Source organism: Lacrimispora algidixylanolytica (assembly GCF_003609635.1).
In the GTDB taxonomy this organism is placed as follows: domain Bacteria; phylum Bacillota; class Clostridia; order Lachnospirales; family Lachnospiraceae; genus Lacrimispora; species Lacrimispora algidixylanolytica.
Genome location: NZ_MCIA01000010.1, coordinates 17995 through 42047, shown reverse-complemented (window position 1 = coordinate 42047; position 24053 = coordinate 17995). Strand labels below are relative to the sequence as shown.

Here is a 24053-nt window from a genome sequence, read left to right as displayed (position 1 = left end):
GATCACTATGTGTATCTGGCTCAAGCCGTACCATGTCATCTTAATCACATTTTCCATCATAGAAACCAACCAATCATCACTATGTCTCTACGGAACCAATCGATTCATATCTCTAGGAAATAATGTTGAAAATCTTACATTTTCCTGTTCCAATAATCTGCTGGTGAAACGCTCTAAGCCTAATCCAAGTCCCCCATGAGGCGGCATTCCATATTTATGCATCATAAGATAACTTTCAAATTGTTCAATCTCCATTCCTCTCTGTTTCATCTTACGAATCTGCTCTTGATAGGAATGTATTCTTTGACCACCAGTAGTAATTTCTACCCCTCTAAATAATAGGTCAAAACTTAGTGTTTCCTCCCTATTTTCTTTATTCTCCATCGCATAAAAGGGTCGTTTTTTAGTTGGATAACCAGTTATGAAAACAAAGTCACTTCCCATCTCCTTTTTTATCCATTTACAAAGCAATTTCTCTTCCTCTGGTTCCAAATCGTCATAGTCATTTATGTTCCGGTTGTATTCTTTTGCTACTAATTCCTTTGCCTCTATAAACCTAACTGCTGGGATCTCTTTTATATTTGGTAACTTTACGTTTAATAAAGATATCTCAGGTTTATAATTATTTACTAGAAACTGTAGGACGTGCTGTAACATCATAGTTTCAGTTTGCATAATTTCTTCATAACCAGTAATATACCCCATTTCAAAATCTATACTGGTATATTCATTCAAGTGTCTAGATGTATCGTGCTTTTCTGCTCGATACACAGGTGCAATCTCAAATACTCTCTCATAAACTCCAACCATCATTTGCTTATAAAACTGTGGGCTTTGAGCCAGATATGCATCCCTGCCAAAATAATCAAGATGAAAGATATTAGCGCCCCCCTCTGCACCAGCATAAACTATTTTAGGTGTACGAATCTCTGTAAATTTTTCCTTCTTTAAAAACTCACGCATTCCATCAACAATGCCTTCTTGAATCTTAAATACCGCTCGCTCTTTTTCATTTCTCAGTGTAATTGGTCGATAATCTAGTAATTTTTCAATTGATGCATCAACTAACTTATGATTGATTACAATTGGACTCGAATCTTCTGGTCTAGACAAGATTTCAATATCTTGTATTTGAAGATCGTATCCCTTCTTTGACCTGCTTTCTTCATTTACATACGCTGTTACTATTACACAACTTTCTTCCTGTAATTCTTCCAATAGAAACTTGGTCATTTCCCTTGAGTAGATACATTGAACGATTTCTCTTTTTGCTCTTAACAAGACAAATGCAAAGTCACTCATTCTTCTAATTTTATAGATACTGCCATGAATCCTTATTGTCTTTCCAATATGGTTACTTAGCTCTTCTGCTTCTACTATTGTTTTTTCTATCATTCCCTCTATCTTTATCATTTTTCTTTCCTCCTGGATAATATTTTATACAAGCTTTTTAATCCATAAGGATATCATCTATATATCCCATACGATCACAACCTTTCAGTCACCTGTATGGTCAAAAAAAGAGCCACACAAGTAAAATAAATTTACCAATGTGGCTCTTCCTATACTTTCCACATAGGTGCAACACTTATAGCGCTTGCACCTATGATTTCTCACAGTTACAAGCGCTGTAAATCGTCGTCCCTATTCAACTTTTCAAATAGTTGATACTGATTCATTGCAGCTACCTCCAAATATAATTGTAAAGGAATATAACACACAAATCATTCAGTGTCAATCAAAAATATGCTTGCTAAAATACCGATCCCCTCTATCAGGAAAAATTACGACAATCCGACCATATGATATGGATTCTGCTAATTTTCTGGCTGCCGCCAAAGCCGCCCCAGATGAAGAGCCTGCAAAAATTCCTTCATATCTAGCAATATTTTTCACCTCATGAAATGCTTCCGCATCACTAATCTTAATAACCCGATCAACAAGAGACATATCCATGGTATCTGCAACAAAATCATTGCCAATGCCTTCAATCTCATAATTGGCGTGTTCTCCTCCACCCATGGTAGAACCGATGGGATCCGCCAGTACTCCTTTAATCTTTGGATCCTGCTCCTTTAAATATTTTAAAACCCCAGCAAATGTGCCCCCACTCCCAGCACCAGCAACTACATAATCCAGATCACCATTTAAATCCCGGTAAATTTCCGGACCGGTAGTCTTATAGTGGGCCAGTGGATTAGCCATGTTTTTAAACTGTTCTAAGGTTACAGAGTGAGGGATATTTGCCCGCAACTCTTCCGCTTTTCTTGTCGCCCCGAGCATACCTTCCTCCAGAGGTGTAGAGACAATTTCTGCCCCAAGTGCCTTTAAAAGGATCTGCTTCTCCTGAGAGAACTTTTCAGGAACTACGAAGATCAGGCGATACCCCTGGTTTAGAGCTGCAAATGCAATACCAAGCCCTGTATTTCCTGCTGTAGCTTCAATGATCGTATCTCCTGGCTTTAACACTCCTCGTTTTACGGCATCCTGGATCATATAGGTTCCAATCCGGTCCTTCACACTTCCTGATGGATTATAAAGTTCCAGCTTTGCATAAAGCTGAATCCCATCTGGAAACCCCAGATGATTCAGTCTGACAAGGGGGGTATTGCCAATTAAATCCTTCATAGAATCATAGAGGCTCATAACTTTGCCTCCCGGATTGCCTGTTCTAAGTCTTTGGCAATATCCTTTCCATGTTCAATTCCCACCGAAAGCCGAATAAGCCCATCTGTAATACCAACTTTCTCCCGTATCTCCTTTGGGATAGAGGCATGTGTCATGGTAGCGGGGTGACACACCAGTGATTCCACACCACCCAGGCTTTCTGCAAGTGCAATCAGTTTTAGACTTTCGAAAAACTTCCTGATATCATACCCATCTTGAAGCTCAAAAGAGATCATAGCTCCCCCATTCTTTGCCTGCTTCTGGTTGATGTCATAGCCCTGTGCATCTGGAAGTCCTGGATAATAAACTGTCTTTATCGCATCATTCCCCTTTAACAGCTTCACAATTTCCAGCGTATTTTCCACATGACGGTCCATTCGAACGCTAAGTGTTTTAATACTTCGGATAAGCAAGAATGAGTCAAATGGCTGCAAAATACCTCCTGTTGCATTTTGAATGAAATGAAGCCTTTCCCCAAGCTCCTTTGACCGTACTACAACAAGACCAGCAATAAGGTCACTGTGACCACCTAAATATTTGGTAGCCGAATGAAGGACAATATCTGCTCCCAATTCCAATGGACGTTGAATATAAGGGGTTGAAAAGGTATTATCCACCACCAGCAGAGCACCTTTACTTCTCGCAAGCTCCGCTACGGCCTTTATATCGGTTACTGTTAGAAGAGGATTTGCCGGACTTTCTATCAAGAATGCTTTGACATCTGGAGTAAGTACTTTAGAAAGGGCTTCAAGATCCGTGGTATCGGCAATGGTATAGTGAAATCCGAAATTCTGAAATACCTTATCCAGCACACGGAACGTACCTCCATAGACGTTGCTTGATATAACAATCCTGTCACCGCTTTTAAAAAGACTAAGCACCGCGGTAATTGCTGCCATTCCGGAGGCAAAGGCAAATCCCGCATCTCCGTTTTCCAGTTCTGCAATCAGCAATTCTAGTGCCTCTCTTGTGGGGTTTCCCGTACGGGAATATTCGTATCCTCTGTTTTTTCCTAATCCATCCTGCATATAGGTTGATGTCTGATAAACTGGAGTGTTTACTGCACCGGTGCGTTCATCTCCATAGATACCTCCATGTATAAGTGCTGACTCTATGAACTCATAATTTTTCAAAATAAGAAACCTCCTTCTAGAGAATAAAATCATTTGACTGGTTATAAGTACAAGATTGCAGGAATTACTGCACTCTTGTCTATTTCTCTGTGAACTTTCTAGTATCTTAAAATTAAAGTATTTTCACAACCATTGTTTTAGGACAGCAGGTTACTCCTCTTTTCAAACAGTTTCATTCTACTGGTGGATATAAATTTCCTATTCCCCCTCTAAAATGTAAATGCAAAAGGCAACCCGAATAATTCTGATTCGGACTGCCCTTGTTCATTCACAAGATATCGTTCGAGTCATCAATCAGAAGTCCAATGTTTAATTATAGCAAAACAGGACATGCAACAATACTGAGCGCTTATAGCAAGACAAGTAGCATTGTTCCCTATAAAAGTTCTGTTCTCCATAATTATATTCTCCTTCTCTGACTTAATTCCTCTTTACATACTGGTTTTATATGTATTTTATGTATCAACGTCTTATTTGTTCATAACCAATGAAGCATTTTTATCTCTTTCGTTACCGAACCTTACCGAAAGACACAGGGTTTGGTTATACCATGTCGATAATCGTAGGTAAATACAAGATGACAATTTTACACCTACTGGCAGAAAATAAGGTGTTACGCCATAATGAACTTCATCGACTGATTGGAACAATCTCATTTTAAACCTTAAGTGTCATGTTAAAAGAATTAATCAATGATGGCATTGTAAGTTGAGCGGAATATCCACAAGTACCTCCTAGAGTAGAATACTCTTTAACTGAACGTGGAGAAACGCTCATTCCTATTCTATACGATCTTTGTGATTGGGGCGAAAAAATAGAGAAGCAACTACATTAAATTAGTAGTCGCTTCTTTTCCTATAAATTATTTAAATAATGAATGATACAAGTACGCACATTTTTGTGGAGTACTTACCTAAAAGTTATAAATAGTTATAAGAATTGATTCCCGCCCATAAACTATTGAATCAGCGCTGCCTCATTCTCCTCTTCGTACGCATCTTCCATTTTCACTGAATTTTCTATTTGCTCTTCCATGAACTTCACACGGATCACTGCCTGCTGCCAGTTGATAGATATCTGACTGTGCCTATTCTTTTCCTTGGCTGCCTCAGCTATGACTTGCAGTAATTCCTCCATGACAACTTTGGTCAGATAGCCTCCTCTCCAATGAAAGGTTAGAACTTTTCCTTTTTTAATTGCTTGTTGGCAACGTTTCGCTACATCTTCCTGCTTGGTAAAAGAAAGCTTCTTCTCTTTATAGTAGAAATAATTATCCTCGTTACACGCAGGAGCTTTGTATATCAAAGCTTCGTGATCCTTAAAGATACTCTTATCATCCAAATTAAAGTAGTCGTATCTCACTTCTTTTTTCCCTAATGTATTATCAAACGTAGCATCTAAATGATACCAAACTCCATTGATACGAATCACATTCCACGCATGACGATATTTTATGTTCTTAACCGGGTTATTTTCAGAAATAACAACAATACAAGGAATAGACAACTGATCACAAAGAATCTTCACAGATTTTGCGATTCCTTCACAAACGCCAACTCCCTGCCCCAATGGGCCTAGTATTTCATGTGAATATTGTTTCTTCAGCTTATCGTAAGTGACACTTTCGCAGATAAAGTCATGGATATATTGCTCCTTTTCCCAGTCACTTTTATCCATCACCACCCGGGCGAGCTTCTCCACTCTGGCATTCATCGCCAATTGATGCTCTTTAATTTTATTCTTATCAAACAAGTATTCCGGTTTTATCTTTACCAACGTAGAATCCTCATAGTAAGAATATCGAAATGTTGGAGCATAAAATATCTCCGGGCAATCAAGTTTTAACTTGTTAAAAATATCACTCAGCTCTTTTCCATCAACTCTTTGAACATCGAAACTTAGTGAAAGCGACTCCAGACCATTCTTCATGACCTGATAAATTCTTTGTTGCTGCTTATCCAACTGACTATAATAATATAATTCCATTTTACCTCATTTACCATTTCTTCTTTTTAGTAAAAAACATACCAAAGCAAATTTGAACTGTATTCGTACCGTCATGGCAGTTCTAATCTCCGTAAGTAGTATTTTGTAGTTTATTAATATTGAGTTATCCTATATATCCAATCAATTTATTTGTAATAAAACAAACTGCTCCTTTATACCTTTTTTGTAATTAAAATAGTTTCCGGCCTCTATAGATACATCATGAAACCCCTTTATATTATAATCCTTTTCTTTCATTGCTTCAATGACTTCTGCTTTTTACCCTTACTAACAATTTTCTCCACTTATATCCCCCTAAATATCTCATTTTGATCTCTTCCAATATATCCAAAAAAAAATGCCTATCATCCGACAGGCATTTTTTTATATGAAACATGATATTGACATTTATGTAGCAGAAACTCATTCACACATCTTCTTAAATTCATCAGCCACAAACTGCACCTGGGTTCCCACAATTACTTGCAGGCTGTTCTTTCCAGGCCTAATTACCCCTGTCACACCCGATGATTTTATTATCTTTTCATTTACTTGCGCCTGATCAACTATTTCAAGCCTTAATCGTGTAATGCAGTTATCAATGCTGGTAATATTACTCTTCCCACCTACGCCTTCTAAAATGATCGCAGCAATCTGGGTGTAATCATGATTGGAAAGAGTTATTTTTGTTTCATTTACATCCTCATCTTCTCGTCCTGGAGTCTTGAAGTTAAACTTTGTAATTGCAAAACGGAATATAGAATAATAAACAGCAAAATAAGCAAGACCAAGTGGAATAATATAAAGTGGATGCATAGCCATTGGAGCTTTAAAACTTAAAACCCAGTCAACAAAACCAGCACTGAAGTTAAATCCGGTACGCACTGGAAGCAAAGAACAGATTGCCAATGAAATACCTGTCAGGATTGCATGAATCAAATATAGACCTGGCGCAAGGAACATAAATGCAAATTCCAAAGGCTCTGTTACTCCTGTAAAGAAGGAACATACGGCGGCTGCCAGCAGTAATCCATACACACTTTTCTTCTTTCCAGGCTTTGCAGTATGGTACATGGCTAGAGCTGCCCCTGGAAGACCAAACATCATAACCGGGAAAAAGCCTGTCATATACTGCCCTGTCTGCCCCAAGGTACCAGTTCCTGCCCAGAAACTCCCAAGGTCATTTACACCTGCAACATCAAACCAGAATACAGAGTTCAGTGCATGGTGAAGCCCTACCGGTATCAGAAGGCGGTTAAAGAAACCATATAAGCCAGCTCCTACAGCTCCCATACCTAAAATTCCTTTTCCAAATATAACCAGCCCTGTATATAAAATGGGCCATACAAAGAACAGGACCAAACAAGCGACCAGAGAGACTAGCGCCGTCACAATGGCTACCGAACGCTTTCCACTAAAGAATGCCAGAGCATCAGGAAGCTTCGTATTCTTGAACCTGTTATAACAGGTGGAACCGATAATTCCTGATACGATACCAATAAACTGATTGTTGATTTTTCCAAAAGCAGCATTTACCTCACTGACATCAATCCCTTTTAACATGGAAACAACTCCCGGAGATAAAATAGTCTGAATCATCAGCCAGGAAACGATTGCTGCCAAAGCCGAGGTTCCTTCGTGATCGTCTGACATTCCTACTCCAACTCCAATGGCAAATAGTACAGCCATGTTATCAATAATGGCTCCACCTGCTTTAATCAAAAATGCCGCGATGGCGCTATTGGCTCCCCAGCCGGTGGGATCAATCCAATACCCGATCCCCATCAAAATGCCTGCCGCAGGCAGACACGCTACTGGAAGCATTAATGATTTCCCCAGTTTTTGTAAATACTTCATAAAGTAACTCCCTTCCCTTTGTCCTCCCGGACATTTTTTATCCACTCCTGCATCACTGCAAGTTTAGATTTCACCCCTTTTAAATCTTTTTATTCAACCCATTCCCCTGCCTTTACAACTCGATAATAGGCTCCAGCTCTTTAACCTGCATACCACTATGGCATACAATATTCGGGTAGCATGATGTATTGCAGACAATGACAGGCGTTATCAGATCATAACCAGCTTCTTTTATGGCCTTCCTGTCAAATTCCAAGAGAAGCTCTCCTTGTTTCACATGGTCCCCCTGATTTTTAAATGAAGTAAAATGGTCTCCTTTTAAATGGACCGTATCCAGTCCTACATGAATAATTACCTCTGCACCTTTTTCTGATGTAACGCTGACTGCATGTTTTGTCTGGAACATAACTGAGACAACTCCATCAAAAGGTGCCACGATTCTCCCTTTTTCCGGAACGATAGCAACTCCTTTTCCCAAAATCTCCTGACTAAAAGCAGGGTCATTTACTTCACTTAGAGGAACCACCTTTCCCTCCACAGGCGCCAATACCCATTCTTTCTCATTTTTGTCGCCTAGAAAGATTTTTTTCAATGAACGAAACATAGATTAACCTCCACTTAAACTCCTAATCTTTTGATATGAATTGCCAAACATGCAATCTCTTCATCTACTAACTGATAATGATATGTTTCTAATATGTAATCCCTAATTTTGAAACTGCACTCATATTCATACGGGTACATCTTGGATATTGCATGGCTAAATCCTTCATCTAGATAGTTTGAAGGTTCTCTAGCGACAATCCTCTGAGAAAGAAATCTTAAATGGCTGATGAATTGCTGATAATTCAAAGAGGTCTCATTCAGTTCTCTAGAAAAATGCTCTTTCACAAGTTTCACCACATCTCGTATCAGATTTGTGATTCCGATGGTATCCCGCATTGCACTATTGAGTTCAGCATTTACGATATGAAGCGCAATGGAGCCCGCTTCATCAACCGGAAGCTTGACTCCGACCTTCCGTTCAATTAAAGCGATCGCATATTCTCCAATCAGATACTCCTCTTTATAAAAGGTCTTTATTTCGCTAAGGAGCGGATTGGAAAAATCTATCTTCTGTTTGAAACGATGAATCGCAAAATTTATGTGATCCGTCAGTGTTATGTATATATTCTGATTTAAACTTCTGTTTAAAACACTTTTTGCATAGTTGATAATCTCCGTTGAAACCTGAAGATGTTCCAGGGGTAGATTTACAAGAAGCTCCTTAAACTGATCCATACTTTTTTGATTGTCTAAGTGATATACCTTACTAACCTTATCTTCCGCAATCTCTTTGCCTGGCCTTGCACCGAATCCAATTCCCCTGCCAATGACAATTATTTCTTTCCCATCAATATCCAGAGCGCTTACAATGTTATTGTTAATAATCTTTTCAATCCTCATAAACCTCACCTGTGAATAAAAAAAACCAATCTTAATTCAAAAAACAGAATTCTGTTTTCTAAACTAAAATTGGTTTTGCCTGCTTGCCAGTAACAACCCATTTCGATATTAAGTTTTTTTAAGCATATCAGTTTCATTTTGAAAAGTCAACAATTTCTTTCTATAAAATATAATCTTTTCAATACTATTTGCACATACTTTTATATATGAGTTTATATTATTTATCTATTTTATTATTTTATTAGCTATAATATTCTATTTTTTAGTAATTTTTTCTCAAAACCACTTTTGTTTATTTATTATTTAATTAAAACACTTTTCATTTAGTAGATATTAGAAGCCATTAACCTAATTTAATGTTCTCTACATATTATTTTTCACTTTATTTCGCATTACTTTACTATCATGGTAAAGCAAAAATCCCCGAAACATAAGAGTTTCGAGGATTTTAACATTTTTATAATAGAGCTTATTATCTCTTTGAGAACTGAGGTGCACGACGTGCAGCCTTTAAGCCGTATTTCTTTCTTTCTTTCATTCTTGGATCTCTGGTTAAGTAACCAGCTTTCTTAAGAATTGGACGATATTCTATATCTGCCTCAAGCAGAGCTCTTGCGATACCGTGTCTGATAGCACCAGCCTGTCCGGTAAAACCACCACCGTGAACATTTACTAAAACGTCAAACTTGTCAACTGTCTCTGTAGCAACTAATGGCTGACGAACAATAACCTTTAATGTTTCAAGTCCTAAGTACTGGTCGATATCTCTCTTGTTGATTGTTACTTTACCTGTACCTGGTACTAAATATACTCTAGCAACAGATTCTTTTCTTCTGCCTGTTCCGTAAAATTTTACAATAGCCATGATAACTTCCTCCTTTCAGCGCCTCTAATTATAATTTAATGTCTAAAACTACTGGTTTCTGAGCAGCATGATCATGCTCTGGGCCTGCAAATACATGAAGCTTTGTTATCATACTTCTGCCTAAAGGTCCCTTTGGAAGCATACCCTTAATTGCTAATTCCATAACTCTCTCAGGTTTCTTAGCCATCATTTCTCTTAATGTTGTTTCTTTCATACCACCAACATACTCAGAGTGATTATAGTAGATCTTCTGATCTAACTTCTTTCCTGTAACGGAAATCTTATCTGCATTTACTACGATCACGTAATCACCACAATCTGCATGTGGTGTGTAGATCGGTTTATTCTTACCTCTTAAAACTTTAGCTAATTCTGAAGCTAAACGTCCTAATGTATATCCTGTAGCGTCAACTACGTACCATTTTCTCTCAATTGTTGCTGGACTAGCCATAAAAGTCTTCATTAGACAACCTCCTGTAAATTCTGGTGTTAGTAAGCATTACTATACTATGAAATCCAAGTTTCATAATCAGATGCGTGGTGCTGAAATCAGTGCACCTTTACATTAGAAATCATAAAATGACCTCTAAATAAGTTATATTTAAAAATGCTCACTCCGGGGCATGGCTGAACATCTTTGACTAACGTCACAGTTATACATTATATTACATTCAGCCGCGCGTGTCAACCTCTTTTCCCTATAAAATCAAGGTTTTCAAGCTTATTTTTCTGTGACCAGCCACTCTTCATTCTCATCATCGCTTCGAAAATTATAAAATCCATAAGATTTATCCAAAAGGATCCTTCCAGACATTTCTTCATCCTTAACATAGACCCTTTCTGCGCCGTTTCTCACAGCTTGATGAACCACTCGAATCAGCAAACGGTCAAAGTCCTCTTGGCGGCATCGATGTATGGTAAGATAGGCTTTCTTCTGGGAAACAATCTCCTCCTGAGAAAGAGTATAACTCCATTCCTTATTCTCTCCCCGAATCTCTTTTTTAGGTTCTTTTTCATAATCCAGGCTGACCAAGGTGAGACCTCTTGCTGCTGCCTTTGGTCCTGCTGCATTTCTATCCCTGGCATCAAGAATCTCTTCCATATAAGAAGGGGGATAGACTCCCATTCCTACCGCCATCAAGGTCCCTGCAATAATTCGAACCATATTATATAGAAATCCACTGCCTACAATCCGTATGGTAATCAAATCTCCGGCTTTTTCTACGTCCAGGCTATAAATGTTCCTTACAGTCTCTTCCGCCTGCTTACGGGGCGTACAGAAGCTCTTAAAATCATGTTCTCCTGTCAGGTAGGTTGCTGCTTCCCGCATTCGATCTGCATCCAGAGGATAATAGCAAAAATGAGCATAGAGTCTCAAGGTGGGAACCTCAATTTTCCGGTTCATTATTTTATATTCATATGTCTTCACACAGTTTTGCCTTCTGGGGTGGTAATCTGGCGCCACCTCCTCTGATTTAATAATTCTAACATCATCAGGCAGCCTATGGTTTAATGCAAAACAAATTTTATCAGAGGGCATCCTGTTTTCGGTATCAAACACTGCCACATTTCCCTCTGCATGTACTCCGGAATCGGTTCTGCTGGCCCCGATAACGGCTATGGGTTCCTTTAACAGCTCAGAAAGGTACTTATTAAGCACTTCTTCTATGGTAAGCCCATTGATTTGAATCTGCCAGCCACAGTAATTAGTGCCATCGTAGGCAACGATTAACTTTACCCGTTTCATATCTTCTCCTTCTTACGGTATTTCTTATCCAATGAACCGGACGCCTGCAACTGCAGCCAGGTATAACACAAAGACAAGATACGTAACTCCATCTCGTCTCCCATATCGGAGAGGTTTCATCTTTGTTCTTCCTTCTCCACCTCTGTAGCACCTAGCTTCCATAGCCATGGCAAGATCTGTGGCCCGGCGAAAGGCAGAGATAAAAAGAGGAACCAAAAGAGGAATCATATTTTTTGCTTTTTGTATTAGATTTCCTGACTCAAAATCAGCTCCACGTGCCATCTGAGCTTTCATGATCTTATCTGTCTCTTCTACTAAAATAGGGATAAAGCGAAGTGCGATGGACATCATCATAGCAACCTCATGTACAGGTACTCTGACCTTATTTAAAAAGTTTAAACTTTTCTCCAGGCCATCCGTAAGCTGATTGGGTGTTGTGGTAAGGGTCATAATGGAGGAACCAACAACCAGATAGATGAGTCGAACACCCATAAATGCTGAAATCTGAATTCCTTCTCTTGTTATCTTTATAAATCCCAGTCTAAATATTGCTTCTCCAGGTGTCAAAAATAAGTTGAAGCTGACACTGATCAGCAAAAGGAATACAATTGCTTTTAATCCCCGCACCATATAAAATAATGGCACTTGGCTCAGCCATATGGCTGATGCTAAGAATAAGGTAGCAATCAAATATGCCCTAATGTCATTTACAACAAAAAGGGATATAATAAAAACCATAGTCCCAAACAGTTTGGTTCTTGGATCCAGCTTGTGAAGAAAGGAATCCACTGGATAATACTGTCCCAATGTAATATCTTTTAACATAGTATCTCCTGATCTATTTTGAAAGAAGCCGTAAAATCTCGTCCCTGGCTTCCTCTATGGTTGTAATATTGGTATCGATGGGTATGCCTCGCTCTTTTAAGGTATGAACCACATAGGTGATCTGAGGCGCAGCAAGACCAATGGCCTCCAATTCCTTATAATGCATAAACACCTCTTTTGGGGTATCATCATACACTTTTTCCCCATGGTTCATGACTAAAATCCGATCCACGTACCGGGCGATGTCCTCCATGCTGTGAGACACTAAAATAATAGTCATCTTCTGTTCCTTATGAAGCCGCTCTATCTGATCAAGAATCTCATCTCTTCCCTTTGGATCAAGACCTGCAGTAGGTTCATCTAGGATAAGGACCTCCGGCCTCATGGCAAGAACTCCAGCAATTGCCACGCGGCGTTTCTGACCTCCAGATAAGTCAAAGGGAGAACGCTTATAATAGCTTTCATCAAGCCCCACCATAGTAAGTGCTTCCCTGGACCGGCTTTCTATCTCTTCCTTGGAAAGTTTTTGATTTTTGGGGCCAAAACATACATCAGAAAATACATCTACTTCAAAGAGCTGGTGCTCCGGGTATTGGAATACAAGACCTACATGACTTCTAAGAGCCTGCATGTTATAACCAGCTTCGTATATATTTTTACCATTGAAGTAAATGGCTCCGCTTGTCCCACGGATCAATCCATTTAAATGTTGAATCAGAGTTGATTTCCCAGAGCCGGTATGACCAATAAGCCCTACAAATTCTCCGTCTTTAATTTCCAAATCTATATCTTTCAAAGCGTGTTGCTCAAAGGCGGTGCCTTGTCCATAGATGTAATTTAAATGTTCCACTTTAATGCCCATGGTCTCCTCCGTTCTCCAATGCTTCCTCATTCGATAAATGACCGTCAAATTTAGGCATCAGATTTTCCATCAGTTCATTAAGGGTCAGTATTCCATCTGGTAAGTCAACGCCTTCCTTTTTAAGTTCATAAGCAAGTTCTGTTACCTGAGGAACATCCAGTCGATAAGACTTAAGCTCTTCTACCCTTGAGAAAATCTCTTTGGGCGTTCCATCCATAACGACTTTTCCCTCGTCCATAACGATTACACGGTCTGCATCTGTCACCTCTTCCATGTAATGGGTGATCAAAAGCACGGTAATGCCTTCTTTCTTATTTAACTCATGAACGGTCTTCACTACTTCCTTCCGGCCGTTAGGGTCTAGCATAGCAGTTGGCTCGTCTAAAACAATACACTGAGGGCGCATGGCCATAACTCCTGCGATAGCAACTCTCTGCTTTTGACCTCCAGACAATCGGTTTGGAGACTTAAGCCGGTAAGGCGCCATTCCAACCGCGTTTAAACTCTCATCCACTCGTCTCCAGATTTCTTCAGTAGGAACTCCCATGTTCTCAGGGCCAAAACCAACATCTTCTTCTACTATATTTCCGATAATCTGGTTATCTGGGTTTTGGAAAACCATTCCCGTCCTTTTCCTTACCTCCCACAAGTTTTCCTCCTGGGAAGTATCAAGCCCTTGTATCCATACAGTCCCCTCTGTAGGCAGTAAGATTGCATTTAACTGCTTTGCAAAGGTAGACTTCCCAGAACCATTGTGTCCCAGGATGGCGATGAACTGTCCAGCCTCAATATCCAAGCTGACATCATCGATGGCACGTTTGATTTCTTCTATATTATCTTCCTCATCTCTTCTGATATAATCAAATATCAGCTTTGACGCTTTTATTATTCCCATGGTAGACCTTTCTGTCATATATTTAAACATTCGTATGCCACATAATTTTAGATGAATAATCCCAATCAGTCAAGTATCGTCATAAATCTTTTATAAATACAAAAAATGGTACAGAGTTTTTTTCTGTACCATTTCTTATATTTCAATTATTGTACCCAAAGACCGGAACTGTCAATCTTGTAAATATCATTAATTACAGTATCAGAGACCATACTTCCGTCTAAATTCAGGTAATACCATTTGTTAGGTTGTGGTTGAATCCAGCCGGAAGCCATATCTCCGTCCGTATTTAAGTAATACCACTTTTGGTCTAATTTCTGCCAGCCTGTAAGCATTGCTCCATCACTACCTAGGCAATACCATTTGTTATGAATAAATTGCCAGCCTGTAGCTGCAAATTGTTCGCCATTGAAGTAATACCATTTACCGCCAATCATTCTCCAGGCATTGGTTACATAGGAACCGTCTTCACTGCGATACTTCTTTCCGTTCTTGTACTCAGCCCAAGCTCCGTTTGTTTCTCCCAGCTCCTGAACCACGGAATCGTCAGAGTCAACTGACTCGCCTTCCTGTAAATAATCTTCTTCTGAAGAATCTTTTAAAATGGCTTTCACGGTATAATAATACTTTTCACCATTTTCCATATACTGCAGAAGGTCAACATTGTTTGTTGAAATGGTCATACTTTTAACCCATATGCCGCCCTCTTTATATAAAACCACCTGATACCTGGAAGCAAAAGGAACCTTTTTCCAGTTGGCTTTTGTCCTTGCCGAATCACTCCAGCCCGCTTTTTCCGTATCAGCTAGCTTCGCAACCGGAATGTAAGATACCTTGACGATAGTTTCGCCGTCTTCCGCCTTTGCAGAAACCAACTTGCCTCCGGTTACTGAGAAATCAGCATTGGTGTATGTGCCTGGAACAGTTAATGTAGCTATCACCTTTTTCCCCGGCTCCCATTTATCAAGATCCTTACTCCATTCCGGACTTGCCTCTGAAAGATTAACTGTAACCGATGGGTTTTGAATCCCTACGGTCCAGCTGCTTTTTCTTCCATCATCCAGTCGTATTTTTATGTTACCGGATGCACTGGCTGTGACTGACATTCCAAGAACCATGACCATACACAAAAGCACCAGCCACGCTACCTTTCCCCGTATCCATCTCATCTGCATCAACTTCCTTTCCGTTATTACTTACGCCAAACACCAGCGCCATCTACCGTAAATCCTCCTATGGTAGTGCTAACTGCCTTTGATCCTTCACCAGGATAGAAATAATACCAGTTTCCGTCTATCTGATTCCAACCTTCTTGCATAATACCTTTGTTGTCTGCATAGTACCATCTGTTATTGTGACCAATCCAGCCAGTAGTCATAGAACCTTCCACTCCACTAGTCGAAGATGGATTTAAATAATACCACTTGTTATCAGATGACTTAACCCAGCCTGTCACCATGGCTCCCTCATTGTTAAAATAATACCAAAGAGAATTCTTTTGCTGCCATCCTGTGAGCATGGTACCATTGGAGTCAAATAAATACCATCTGCTGTTAATGTTCCCCCAGTTGTTCTTAAGATAGGATCCATCTGGATAACGGTAAGACCAGCTATTGCCATTCTTAATCCAGCCTACATCCTGACTTGTCACGACTGAGCTGTTACCATTGTCCTGGCCACGTCCATCTGATACTTTTTCTTGAGGTACATAAGTTTCGCCGGACTCTGTCCAATCACTGTTTTTTCCATACTTGGAATCGCTGTCAGAAGCTGGAACGGTACGCACTTTAAAGGTGTAAGTTCCTGCTTTTGTCATATAAGGGTAGAAGTTATAAGAGGTTGCTTTCAGCCTCTCAACTTTTTTTACAATCGTGCTGCCACGGTATAAATACACATCATAGACGTCAGAGCTTCCATCTACAGAATTCCATTTAGCACTTCCAAGGTTGGAACCAGAATCTCTCCAATCTGCTTCTTCTGGTGATTCATAGGTTCCTTTAATTGGCTTAAATGTAAATGTCACATATAAGGTATCTGAGCCAGACCGGTTAGTGGAGACATAGTTTCCGCCTTTGATGCTGACATTACTGGACTGATAGCCACCTTTGAATGCATAGTTATCAGAATCAGTAGCTCTTAAAGTTACCTTCATCTTTGGCTCGGAACCAAGCTTCATCTTTTTATTATCAGAAGTAACCCAATCCAAGCTTGTCACTTCGTATTTATCGTTATTGGCATAAACGTAATTTCCTGTTTGCTCATTTGTCTTAAAATCAGTCTCAGATGGTAAGGTATCTCCTGTTCCAATTTCCTCTAATCCAACATTGATTGTCACGGACGATATAGTCTTTGCCGCTGCGGCAGAAGCCTCAAATGGGACACTTACCCCCAGCAGGGTGATCAAACACGCCCAGGCCATCACTCTCGTAATATTCTTCATATAAATTCCTCCCGTTCCTATATTTAATGAATCTGGCAATATAGCCATAATATTCTATATTTAACATTATAGCCCGGAAAGCAATTGACCGTCAACTTACGATATTCTTTCTTTATTCTTGCTTTTCTCTCAAGAGAAAATGAACAAAAAAATTCCCGATAAAGGAGAAACTCCAATATCGGGAATGAAAAAATCTAATTATACAAGCTCAAGAAGAACTTCCATAGCTGCATCACCTTTACGAAGACCGATCTTTACGATACGGGTAAATCCACCGTTACGGGAAACATACTTAGGAGCAACCTCATCAAAAAGCTTCTTAGGAAGATCAACAGATTTTGTATTTTTCTTCTTACCTGCAGCTTCAGCCGGAACTTCAGTCACATCATAAAGAACTTTTAACATCTGTCTTCTTGCATGAAGTCTAGAAGGAAGATCTTTTTTGATCTCTTTCTCTACTTCATCGTATACGGTAACTTTCTTGCCGTTTACAACTTCTTTGACTCTTTTGCCATCTTTATCTTTACGTGCAACCTTTGCTGTTACCTTAACAATTTCAAAGTTATCTTTCTCTTTCACTGCTAAAGCGATAAGGCCTTCTGCAACTTTACGAATTTCTTTTGCTCTTGCCTCAGTTGTCACGATTTTGCCATTGTGTAATAATGCAGTTACCTGGCTTCTGATTAATGCTTTTCTCTGGCTGGAAGTTTTTCCCAGCTTTCTATATCCTGCCATTATAATATTCCTCCATTTGTGGAACACAGATACATGCTTCTTCGGTCTTACTGTATCGGTGCTAAATCTCCATGTATTGGGTATGTAAACACACCCGCCTCAATCCAGAAGGATCAATTATACATTGGAATCATCGCTTGGGTTAAGCTGTAAGCCTAACTCTTTTAACTTGGCTAACACTTCTTCTAAAGACTTGCGGCCAAGGTTACGAACTTTCATCATATCCTCAGAAGTGCGGTTGCACAGTTCTTCAACGGTATTGATTCCAGCTCTCTTAAGACAATTGTATGAACGGACAGAAAGCTCCAGTTCATCAATGTTCATCTCAAGCACTTTTTCCTTCTCATTGTCTTCCTTCTCCACCATGACTTCAGCAGTCTTAGCGTTTTCAGATAAATCAATGAACAGGCTTAAATGCTCGCTTAATACTTTAGCTGCAAGGCTTACAGCCTCATCTGGTGCTAAAGTACCGTTTGTAAATACATCTAATGCCAACTTATCATAGTCAGTGACCTGACCTACTCGGGTGTTCTGTACCGTCATGTTAACGCGTTCTACTGGTGTATAAATAGAATCAACCGCGATTACCCCAATCGGTAAATCATCACTCTTGTTTTTGTCTGCACTCACATAGCCACGGCCCTTAGTGATAGTAAGTTCCATATAGAACTTGCTGTCTGTTCCGCCACTAAGTGTAGCGATAACCATATCCGGGTTCATAATCTCAATATCAGGATCAGCCTGGATATCAGCAGCAGTAACAACACCTTCGCCTTCAAACTCGATGTATGCAACTTTTGCTTCGTTGGTATCGCTATTGTTTCTAATAGATAAGCTCTTGATGTTCATAATGATCTCAGTTACATCCTCTTTTACACCTGGAATAGAACTGAATTCATGCAAAACGCCGTCGATTTTTACCTGACTAACTGCAGCGCCCGGTAGGGAAGAGAGCATGATTCTTCTTAAGGAATTACCTAAAGTCGTACCATAACCTCTTTCAAGCGGTTCAACTACAAACTTGCCATATTTCTTGTCTTCTGAGATCTCAGCGATCTCAATATTTGGTTTTTCAAAATCGAACACTAATAGCCCCTCCTTTTGGGTAATTTGTATCGAGGGTCTTATACTCAAACCTTGCCCGGAGGCGAAGGACCCCCGGGCGAAAGCCAGCTTCTATCAACAGACTTTCAATTATTTGGAGTACAACTCGACGATAAGCATTTCATTCACTGGAACATCAATCTCATCTCTTGTTGGTAACTCTTTAACAGTACCACGTAAATTCTCATGGTCAACATCAAGCCAAGCTGGAACTAAACGTCCTGCTGTTGTCTCCTGAACACTTTTGAATCTTGCATTGGTTTTGCATTTTTCTTTCACTTCAATTACATCTCCAACCTTTACTAAGAAAGATGGAATGTTAACGCATTTACCATTTACAAGAAGACTCTTGTGGTCAACCATCTGTCTGGTCTCTCTTCTTGTTCTTCCAAATCCCATACGGAATACTACATTGTCAAGTCTTCTCTCAAGAAGGGTCATGAGGTTTTCACCAACCATACCATTCATTTTTGAAGCCTTAGCATAATAGTTACGGAAAGGTCTCTCAAGAACGCCGTAGATGAATTTAGCCTTCTGCTTTTCTCTAAGCTGAGTGCCATATTCGCTCATCTTTCTATTCGCTCTTTTTAATTCTCTTTTTGATTTTTTATCTATTCCTAAATAGATTGGATCAAGACCAAGGGATCTACATCTTTTAAGAACAGGAACTCTATCAACTGCCACTGTAATTTCCTCCTAATTAAACTCTTCTACGTTTTGGTGGACGACAACCATTATGTGGAACTGGTGTTACGTCCTTTATGCTGGTTACTTCTAATCCGCATGCCTGAAGTGCACGAATAGCTGCTTCACGACCTGAACCAGGCCCCTTAACCATAACGTCTACTGATTTTAAACCATGTATAAGAGCCGCCTTAGTAGCAGTTTCTGCCGCCATCTGAGCTGCATATGGAGTAGATTTCCTTGAACCTCTAAATCCCAGACCACCAGCACTTGCCCAGGATAATGCATTACCCTGTGTATCCGTTAACGTCACGATTGTGTTATTAAAAGATGACTGGATGTGTGCTTGTCCGCGTTCAACGTTTTTCTTTACGCGCTTTTTTGTCACTTTTTTAGTAGTGGACATTTTTTTAGCCATTTTAAACTAACCTACTTTCTTTTTACTTGCTCCGCCCTGCCCTCATAATAAGAGCCGACGCAGGGTACGAATATCGAATCCTGTTATTCCTGTTTTTAAAACATGTAACGTGATTCTGTATTGTTTGTTATATTGATGTTCTTTTTCCTAACGGTCAAAGAACGGCTTTGCCCGATAAAGCGGGGCACGCTGTCACACTAAGTTCGTGAGATACCTCACTAAGTGTTCGATGCCTATTTCTTCTTATTTGCTACAGTCTTTCTTGGGCCTTTTCTTGTTCTTGCGTTGGTCTTTGTCTTCTGACCACGAACAGGAAGACTCTTTCTATGACGAATTCCGCGGTAGCAACCGATTTCCTGAAGTCTCTTGATGTTCATAGCGATTTCTCTACGTAAATCACCTTCAACTGTCTGACTAGCAGTAATTTCTTCTGCAATTCTTTTAACTTCATCGTCTGTTAAATCCTTGACACGAGTGTCAGGACTAACGCCTGCGCTTGTGAGAATGCGGTTTGAACTTGTTCTACCAATACCGTAGATATAAGTTAAGCCGATCTCAACACGTTTTTCTCTTGGTAAATCAACACCTGAAATACGAGCCATTTGTGTAGTACACCTCCATTAATATTTTTTAACCTTGTCTCTGCTTATGCTTAGGATTTTCACAGATTACTCTGATACTGCCTTTTCTTTTGATGATTTTGCACTTTTCGCAAATTGGTTTGACTGATGATCTAACCTTCACAGCAATTCTCCTTTCCTTTATGAGCTCTTTGGCATGATGCCGGAAGCACCTTCTGGTATCCGGATAAGCTAGCTTACCCCCATGACCTTAAGAGCCTCCTTTTGCAAAGAGCCTTCTGAGTATACCGCAGTGTGTTTTATATAAAACCAGTGCTGCCTTACAGGCATAATACACCCAGTATTTCAACAAAGTCGCTCCAGCATTATACCACCAATCGGCAGAAATTGCAAGAGCTTTTTCCTATATATTTATTAACCCTTTACCCTGGTGTGTCATGGTAAAAAGGTCTCTGAAGACATTATAATGACTTATTTATCTCTCCAGATGATTCTTCCCTTACTTAGATCATAAGGAGACATTTCAATAGTCACCTTATCTCCAGGTAAAATACGAATGTAATGCATACGGAGCTTACCGCTAATGTGGGCCAATACCTGATGACCATTTTCCAGTTCAACCTGGAACATAGCATTGGGAAGTTTTTCCACAACGACTCCTTCAATTTCAATAACATCTGCTTTTGACATAAAGCTTACCTCCTAACAACCTGTTCTTCTCTTTTGAAACATCGGATGAAGTATTTGATTTCTTCATCGGTGACTTTTAGCTTCTCCCGGATCTTATCACCAGGAGACTGCTTCTCCCATACCAGGGATTTTACATGCTTTTTCTTTTTCTTCTTCGGACGGTCCAGACATCGGTATTTTCCATCCACCAGATATATATATTCGGCTTCTTCTTTAAATATGAAGAAATAGCTACCTTTATCGTGTCCCGCAATTGATTGTACCAGTAATCCTACTTCTAATTCCATGGGCAATAACTTACCTACTTCCATTTACCAGACTTAATATCTCCGGCTCCCCTTCAGTAATCAGAATGGTATTTTCATAATGAGCAGACAGCGTTCCGTCTTCCGTTACAACGGTCCAGTCATCATCAAGCCATTCCACATCCGGTGTTCCTTCATTGATCATCGGCTCAATAGCAAGAGTCATTCCCGGTCTCAGTATGATTCCTCGTCTTCTCTGAACGAAATTCGGTACCTCAGGCTCCTCATGGAGATTAGCTCCAATTCCATGCCCTACCAGATCACGGACAACACCATAGCCAAAACTTTCTGCATATTTTTGAATCGCAGCAGATATATCACCTAGATGATTGCCAGATTTTGCAAATTTAATCCCTTCGAAGAAACATTGTCTTGTCACTTCAATCAGCTGGCCTGCACTTGGAGTAATTTCTCCTATGCCATAAGTCCTTGCAGCATCAGAATGATATCCTTCATAAATGACGCCAGCATCAAGACTTACGATATCGCCTTCCTGTAGAAAACGTTTCTTATCTGGAATCCCATGAACCACTTCGTCGTTTACGGAAACGCAAATAGATGCAGGATATCCATTATAGTTTAAAAAGGATGGCGTACAGCCGTAGCTTCTTATGATCTCTTCTCCCATATGGTCGATATCCCAGGTTGTCATTCCGGGCTTTAGAGCCTTTGAAAGTTCTTCATGGGTAATACTAAGAATCCTTCCGGCTTCTCTCATTCGTTCTATCTCTCTTGCAGATTTAATCGTAACTGACATAAACTAAGCTCCTAAAATAGAAACGATATCGGTGAACACCTTACCTAAATCTTGGGTTCCGTCAATGTCTACTAACATGCCTTCATTCTTATAATATTCAATGAGAGGCTTTGTTTGACTGTGATAAACGGAAAGGCGTTTCTTTACCGTCTCAGGTTTGTCATCGTCTCTTAACATAAGTTCTGAACCGCAAATATCACATATGCCCGGAACCTTGGTTGGGTTAAATAAAACATGATATGTAGCACCGCAAGTAACACAAGCTCGGCGGCCAGACATTCTGCTGACGATATTTTCATCTGGTACATCTACGTTTATCGCAAAATCAATCTTTTGTCCCATTTCAGAGATAGCCTTCTTCAAGCATTCTGCCTGCGGAATGGTTCTTGGGAATCCGTCCAGCACGTATCCGTTGTCGCAATCTTCCTTCTGAATACGATCTATAAACATTCCTATAGTGAGTTCATCTGGAACAAGTGCCCCTTGATCCATATATTCTTTTGCCATTTTTCCTAGTTCTGTTCCGTCTTTAATATTAGCACGGAAAATATCTCCGGTAGAAATGTGCGGAATCTGATATTTTTCAGATATCTTTTTCGCCTGAGTACCTTTACCGGCACCAGGGGCACCTAACATGATGATCTTCATCAACAGTCCCTCCTTGGAAACATAAGGTTAAATAGCACAAATTCCAAGGGAAACATGCCATGCGCGCTTCCCTTGGTTTGTGCTTTAATCATTCAAAAATCCTTTATAATTACGTACAAGCATCTGAGATTCTATCGCCTTTAATGTCTCAAGTACAACACTGACAATAATAATAAGTGAAGTACCTCCAAAGGATAAGTGGCTTACGCTAAATAAGCCTGAAACCATAATAGGGATAATACAAATAATCGTCAAACCGCATGCACCTAGAAATACAACATAGTTTAAAATTGAGTTAAGATAATCGCTGGTAGGCTTTCCAGGACGGATGCCCGGTATAAAACCACCTGACTTTTTCATGTTATTTGCAACTTCCAATGGATTAAATGTAATGGAAGTATAGAAATAAGCAAATATAATGATAAGAGCCACATAAACGATCATGCCTACGGAATAGAAAGGTCTATCCACTTTAAACCAACTGGAAGAATTAAGTGCAGTTAAGATGTGTCCACCAATACTGCTGTAGTCAATCCGATTTCCAAAGAACTGGGAAATAACAACCGGGAAAGACATGATGGAAGAAGCAAAGATAACCGGGATAACACCAGCTGTATTTACTTTGAGCGGAATACTGGAGGCTTGACCGCCAACCATCTTCCGTCCCTGCATCTTTTTGGAATACTGTACAGGAATTCTTCTCTCGCCGCCCTGAAGGACAACGACAAAAACAACAATCGCTACAATTATGGCAAATATGATAATGCCTGCAATGGCTACCAATGCTACTGATTTACCAGTCATGAATCTGGTATATAAGGTTGATGCATCGGAAGGGAAGCTGGAGATGATGTTAAATAAAAGGACGATGGAAATACCATTTCCCACACCATTCTCTGTGATACGCTCACCAATCCACATAAGGAGTGCACTACCAGCAGTCATAGTAGCAACTGCAATGATAATACTTAAAGCACTAAAGTCTTTCAACAGTCCCTGGCCGCCGAATCCAATCGCCATAGCGATGGACTCGATTAATGCCAAACCAACTGTTACGTAACGGGTGTATTCTGCTATCTTCTTTCTACCATCTTCACCATCTTTTTGCATCTCCTCAAGTTTGGGGATAGCAATAGTTAAAAGCTGCATGATAATGGAAGAAGTGATGTAAGGGGTAATGCTCAAGGCAAAAACAGACATATTCGTAAAAGAACTACCTGTCATGGCGTTAAAAAAACCAAACGCATCGTTGTTCTGCCGAGCAAAAAAATCTTTAAAAAAGCTTGTTTCAACTCCTGGAATCGGTAACTGTGAACCAATTCTAGTAACCACCAGCATCATGAATGTGAAGATAAGTTTCTGTCTTACATCCTTGATCTTAAATGCATTACGGAGTGTTTTCAACATA

25 protein-coding genes and 2 pseudogenes are annotated in these 24053 nt (G+C 39.8%); 1 reads left to right on the top strand and 26 read right to left on the bottom strand.

Going from position 1 to position 24053, the window contains the following annotated elements:
* Positions 1-87 precede the first annotated feature (87 nt).
* The 3 genes from aspS to BET01_RS08375 all read right to left on the bottom strand — a co-directional run bounded on the left by aspS (position 88) and on the right by BET01_RS08375 (position 3800).
* On the bottom strand, positions 88-1413 hold the full coding sequence (gene aspS / locus BET01_RS08385; protein ID WP_120196351.1) for an aspartate--tRNA(Asn) ligase: 1326 nt from the start codon (positions 1411-1413) through the stop codon (positions 88-90).
* Positions 1414-1734: 321 nt separating this feature from the next.
* A complete protein-coding gene (locus tag BET01_RS08380) occupies positions 1735-2646 on the bottom strand; it encodes a PLP-dependent cysteine synthase family protein (protein WP_120196350.1) in 912 nt (303 codons plus the stop codon).
* Complete coding sequence (locus BET01_RS08375) at positions 2643-3800, bottom strand: trans-sulfuration enzyme family protein (protein ID WP_120196349.1); 1158 nt, start codon at positions 3798-3800, stop codon at positions 2643-2645. Before BET01_RS08375 ends, BET01_RS08380 begins: the two co-directional genes overlap by 4 nt.
* A 727-nt stretch (positions 3801-4527) precedes the next feature.
* On the opposite strand from BET01_RS08375, the pseudogene BET01_RS22500 reads away from it, so the two are divergent.
* Positions 4528-4635, top strand: a pseudogene (locus tag BET01_RS22500) (winged helix-turn-helix transcriptional regulator); the annotation flags it as partial.
* A 122-nt stretch (positions 4636-4757) separates the two neighbouring features.
* Here BET01_RS22500 and BET01_RS08365 read toward each other — a convergent pair.
* The 23 genes and pseudogenes from BET01_RS08365 to secY all read right to left on the bottom strand — a co-directional run bounded on the left by BET01_RS08365 (position 4758) and on the right by secY (position 24052).
* A complete protein-coding gene (locus tag BET01_RS08365) occupies positions 4758-5786 on the bottom strand; it encodes a transglutaminase domain-containing protein (RefSeq protein ID WP_120196348.1) in 1029 nt (342 codons plus the stop codon).
* Between the two features lie 423 nt (positions 5787-6209).
* Positions 6210-7643: an N-acetylglucosamine-specific PTS transporter subunit IIBC gene (nagE, locus tag BET01_RS08360; RefSeq protein WP_120196347.1), complete on the bottom strand. Its 1434-nt coding sequence runs from the start codon at positions 7641-7643 to the stop codon at positions 6210-6212.
* A gap of 112 nt (positions 7644-7755) precedes the next feature.
* A complete protein-coding gene (locus BET01_RS08355) occupies positions 7756-8247 on the bottom strand; it encodes a PTS sugar transporter subunit IIA (protein WP_120196346.1) in 492 nt (163 codons plus the stop codon).
* A gap of 14 nt (positions 8248-8261) precedes the next feature.
* Positions 8262-9089, bottom strand: coding sequence for a BglG family transcription antiterminator LicT (gene licT / locus BET01_RS08350; RefSeq protein WP_120196345.1), 828 nt, complete (start codon positions 9087-9089; stop codon positions 8262-8264).
* 472 nt (positions 9090-9561) lie between these two features.
* Entirely contained in the window at positions 9562-9954 is a 393-nt protein-coding gene (gene rpsI / locus BET01_RS08345; RefSeq protein ID WP_120196344.1) for a 30S ribosomal protein S9, read from the bottom strand.
* A 28-nt stretch (positions 9955-9982) separates the two neighbouring features.
* Positions 9983-10417 carry a 50S ribosomal protein L13 gene (gene rplM / locus BET01_RS08340; protein ID WP_120196343.1) on the bottom strand — a complete coding sequence of 145 codons (435 nt, stop codon included), beginning with the start codon at positions 10415-10417 and terminating at the stop codon, positions 9983-9985.
* 549 nt (positions 10418-10966) lie between these two features.
* Positions 10967-11701, bottom strand: a pseudogene (gene truA, locus BET01_RS08335) (tRNA pseudouridine(38-40) synthase TruA); the annotation flags it as partial.
* A 24-nt stretch (positions 11702-11725) separates the two neighbouring features.
* On the bottom strand, positions 11726-12526 hold the full coding sequence (locus BET01_RS08330; RefSeq protein ID WP_120196341.1) for an energy-coupling factor transporter transmembrane component T family protein: 801 nt from the start codon (positions 12524-12526) through the stop codon (positions 11726-11728).
* A gap of 13 nt (positions 12527-12539) precedes the next feature.
* Complete coding sequence (locus BET01_RS08325; RefSeq protein ID WP_120196340.1) at positions 12540-13388, bottom strand: energy-coupling factor transporter ATPase; 849 nt, start codon at positions 13386-13388, stop codon at positions 12540-12542.
* Entirely contained in the window at positions 13378-14283 is a 906-nt protein-coding gene (locus tag BET01_RS08320; protein WP_120196412.1) for an energy-coupling factor transporter ATPase, read from the bottom strand. Before BET01_RS08320 ends, BET01_RS08325 begins: the two co-directional genes overlap by 11 nt.
* Before the next feature lie 146 nt (positions 14284-14429).
* Positions 14430-15452 (bottom strand): N-acetylmuramoyl-L-alanine amidase family protein, encoded by a 1023-nt coding sequence (locus BET01_RS08315; RefSeq protein WP_120196339.1) that lies wholly within the window; start codon positions 15450-15452, stop codon positions 14430-14432.
* 23 nt (positions 15453-15475) lie between these two features.
* Positions 15476-16723 (bottom strand): N-acetylmuramoyl-L-alanine amidase family protein, encoded by a 1248-nt coding sequence (locus tag BET01_RS08310; protein ID WP_120196338.1) that lies wholly within the window; start codon positions 16721-16723, stop codon positions 15476-15478.
* Between the two features lie 198 nt (positions 16724-16921).
* A complete protein-coding gene (locus BET01_RS08305; RefSeq protein ID WP_120196337.1) occupies positions 16922-17458 on the bottom strand; it encodes a bL17 family ribosomal protein in 537 nt (178 codons plus the stop codon).
* Positions 17459-17575: 117 nt separating this feature from the next.
* Positions 17576-18544 (bottom strand): DNA-directed RNA polymerase subunit alpha, encoded by a 969-nt coding sequence (locus BET01_RS08300; RefSeq protein ID WP_120196336.1) that lies wholly within the window; start codon positions 18542-18544, stop codon positions 17576-17578.
* A 108-nt stretch (positions 18545-18652) separates the two neighbouring features.
* Positions 18653-19246: a 30S ribosomal protein S4 gene (rpsD, locus tag BET01_RS08295; protein WP_120196335.1), complete on the bottom strand. Its 594-nt coding sequence runs from the start codon at positions 19244-19246 to the stop codon at positions 18653-18655.
* Between the two features lie 16 nt (positions 19247-19262).
* Positions 19263-19664 (bottom strand): 30S ribosomal protein S11, encoded by a 402-nt coding sequence (gene rpsK / locus BET01_RS08290; protein ID WP_120196334.1) that lies wholly within the window; start codon positions 19662-19664, stop codon positions 19263-19265.
* 233 nt (positions 19665-19897) lie between these two features.
* Complete coding sequence (rpsM, locus tag BET01_RS08285) at positions 19898-20266, bottom strand: 30S ribosomal protein S13 (protein WP_120196333.1); 369 nt, start codon at positions 20264-20266, stop codon at positions 19898-19900.
* Between the two features lie 28 nt (positions 20267-20294).
* Positions 20295-20408: a 50S ribosomal protein L36 gene (gene rpmJ, locus BET01_RS08280; RefSeq protein WP_003497809.1), complete on the bottom strand. Its 114-nt coding sequence runs from the start codon at positions 20406-20408 to the stop codon at positions 20295-20297.
* Between the two features lie 308 nt (positions 20409-20716).
* Entirely contained in the window at positions 20717-20935 is a 219-nt protein-coding gene (gene infA, locus BET01_RS08275; RefSeq protein WP_120196332.1) for a translation initiation factor IF-1, read from the bottom strand.
* Between the two features lie 5 nt (positions 20936-20940).
* Positions 20941-21222 (bottom strand): KOW domain-containing RNA-binding protein, encoded by a 282-nt coding sequence (locus BET01_RS08270; protein ID WP_120196411.1) that lies wholly within the window; start codon positions 21220-21222, stop codon positions 20941-20943.
* Between the two features lie 10 nt (positions 21223-21232).
* Complete coding sequence (gene map, locus BET01_RS08265) at positions 21233-21997, bottom strand: type I methionyl aminopeptidase (protein ID WP_120196331.1); 765 nt, start codon at positions 21995-21997, stop codon at positions 21233-21235.
* A gap of 3 nt (positions 21998-22000) precedes the next feature.
* The gene (locus BET01_RS08260; RefSeq protein ID WP_120196330.1) at positions 22001-22645 is read right to left on the bottom strand and encodes an adenylate kinase; all 645 of its coding nucleotides are present in this window, start codon (positions 22643-22645) and stop codon (positions 22001-22003) included.
* Positions 22646-22729: 84 nt separating this feature from the next.
* Positions 22730-24052, bottom strand: a complete 1323-nt coding sequence (gene secY, locus BET01_RS08255) for a preprotein translocase subunit SecY (RefSeq protein ID WP_120196329.1) — start codon at positions 24050-24052, stop codon at positions 22730-22732.
* Between the last annotated feature and the right edge of the window lies 1 nt (position 24053).

Coding starts and splice junctions, on each gene's coding strand:
- aspS (WP_120196351.1), bottom strand. CDS start 1,413: ATGATAAAGATAGAGGGAATGATAGAAAAAACAATAGTAGAAGCAGAA.
- BET01_RS08380 (WP_120196350.1), bottom strand. CDS start 2,646: ATGAGCCTCTATGATTCTATGAAGGATTTAATTGGCAATACCCCCCTT.
- BET01_RS08365 (WP_120196348.1), bottom strand. CDS start 5,786: ATGGAATTATATTATTATAGTCAGTTGGATAAGCAGCAACAAAGAATT.
- nagE (WP_120196347.1), bottom strand. CDS start 7,643: ATGAAGTATTTACAAAAACTGGGGAAATCATTAATGCTTCCAGTAGCG.
- BET01_RS08355 (WP_120196346.1), bottom strand. CDS start 8,247: ATGTTTCGTTCATTGAAAAAAATCTTTCTAGGCGACAAAAATGAGAAA.
- licT (WP_120196345.1), bottom strand. CDS start 9,089: ATGAGGATTGAAAAGATTATTAACAATAACATTGTAAGCGCTCTGGAT.
- rpsI (WP_120196344.1), bottom strand. CDS start 9,954: ATGGCTATTGTAAAATTTTACGGAACAGGCAGAAGAAAAGAATCTGTT.
- rplM (WP_120196343.1), bottom strand. CDS start 10,417: ATGAAGACTTTTATGGCTAGTCCAGCAACAATTGAGAGAAAATGGTAC.
- BET01_RS08330 (WP_120196341.1), bottom strand. CDS start 12,526: ATGTTAAAAGATATTACATTGGGACAGTATTATCCAGTGGATTCCTTT.
- BET01_RS08325 (WP_120196340.1), bottom strand. CDS start 13,388: ATGGGCATTAAAGTGGAACATTTAAATTACATCTATGGACAAGGCACC.
- BET01_RS08320 (WP_120196412.1), bottom strand. CDS start 14,283: ATGGGAATAATAAAAGCGTCAAAGCTGATATTTGATTATATCAGAAGA.
- BET01_RS08315 (WP_120196339.1), bottom strand. CDS start 15,452: ATGAGATGGATACGGGGAAAGGTAGCGTGGCTGGTGCTTTTGTGTATG.
- BET01_RS08310 (WP_120196338.1), bottom strand. CDS start 16,723: ATGAAGAATATTACGAGAGTGATGGCCTGGGCGTGTTTGATCACCCTG.
- BET01_RS08305 (WP_120196337.1), bottom strand. CDS start 17,458: ATGGCAGGATATAGAAAGCTGGGAAAAACTTCCAGCCAGAGAAAAGCA.
- rpsK (WP_120196334.1), bottom strand. CDS start 19,664: ATGGCTAAAAAAATGTCCACTACTAAAAAAGTGACAAAAAAGCGCGTA.
- rpsM (WP_120196333.1), bottom strand. CDS start 20,266: ATGGCTCGTATTTCAGGTGTTGATTTACCAAGAGAAAAACGTGTTGAG.
- infA (WP_120196332.1), bottom strand. CDS start 20,935: ATGTCAAAAGCAGATGTTATTGAAATTGAAGGAGTCGTTGTGGAAAAA.
- BET01_RS08270 (WP_120196411.1), bottom strand. CDS start 21,222: ATGGAATTAGAAGTAGGATTACTGGTACAATCAATTGCGGGACACGAT.
- map (WP_120196331.1), bottom strand. CDS start 21,997: ATGTCAGTTACGATTAAATCTGCAAGAGAGATAGAACGAATGAGAGAA.
- BET01_RS08260 (WP_120196330.1), bottom strand. CDS start 22,645: ATGAAGATCATCATGTTAGGTGCCCCTGGTGCCGGTAAAGGTACTCAG.
- secY (WP_120196329.1), bottom strand. CDS start 24,052: ATGTTGAAAACACTCCGTAATGCATTTAAGATCAAGGATGTAAGACAG.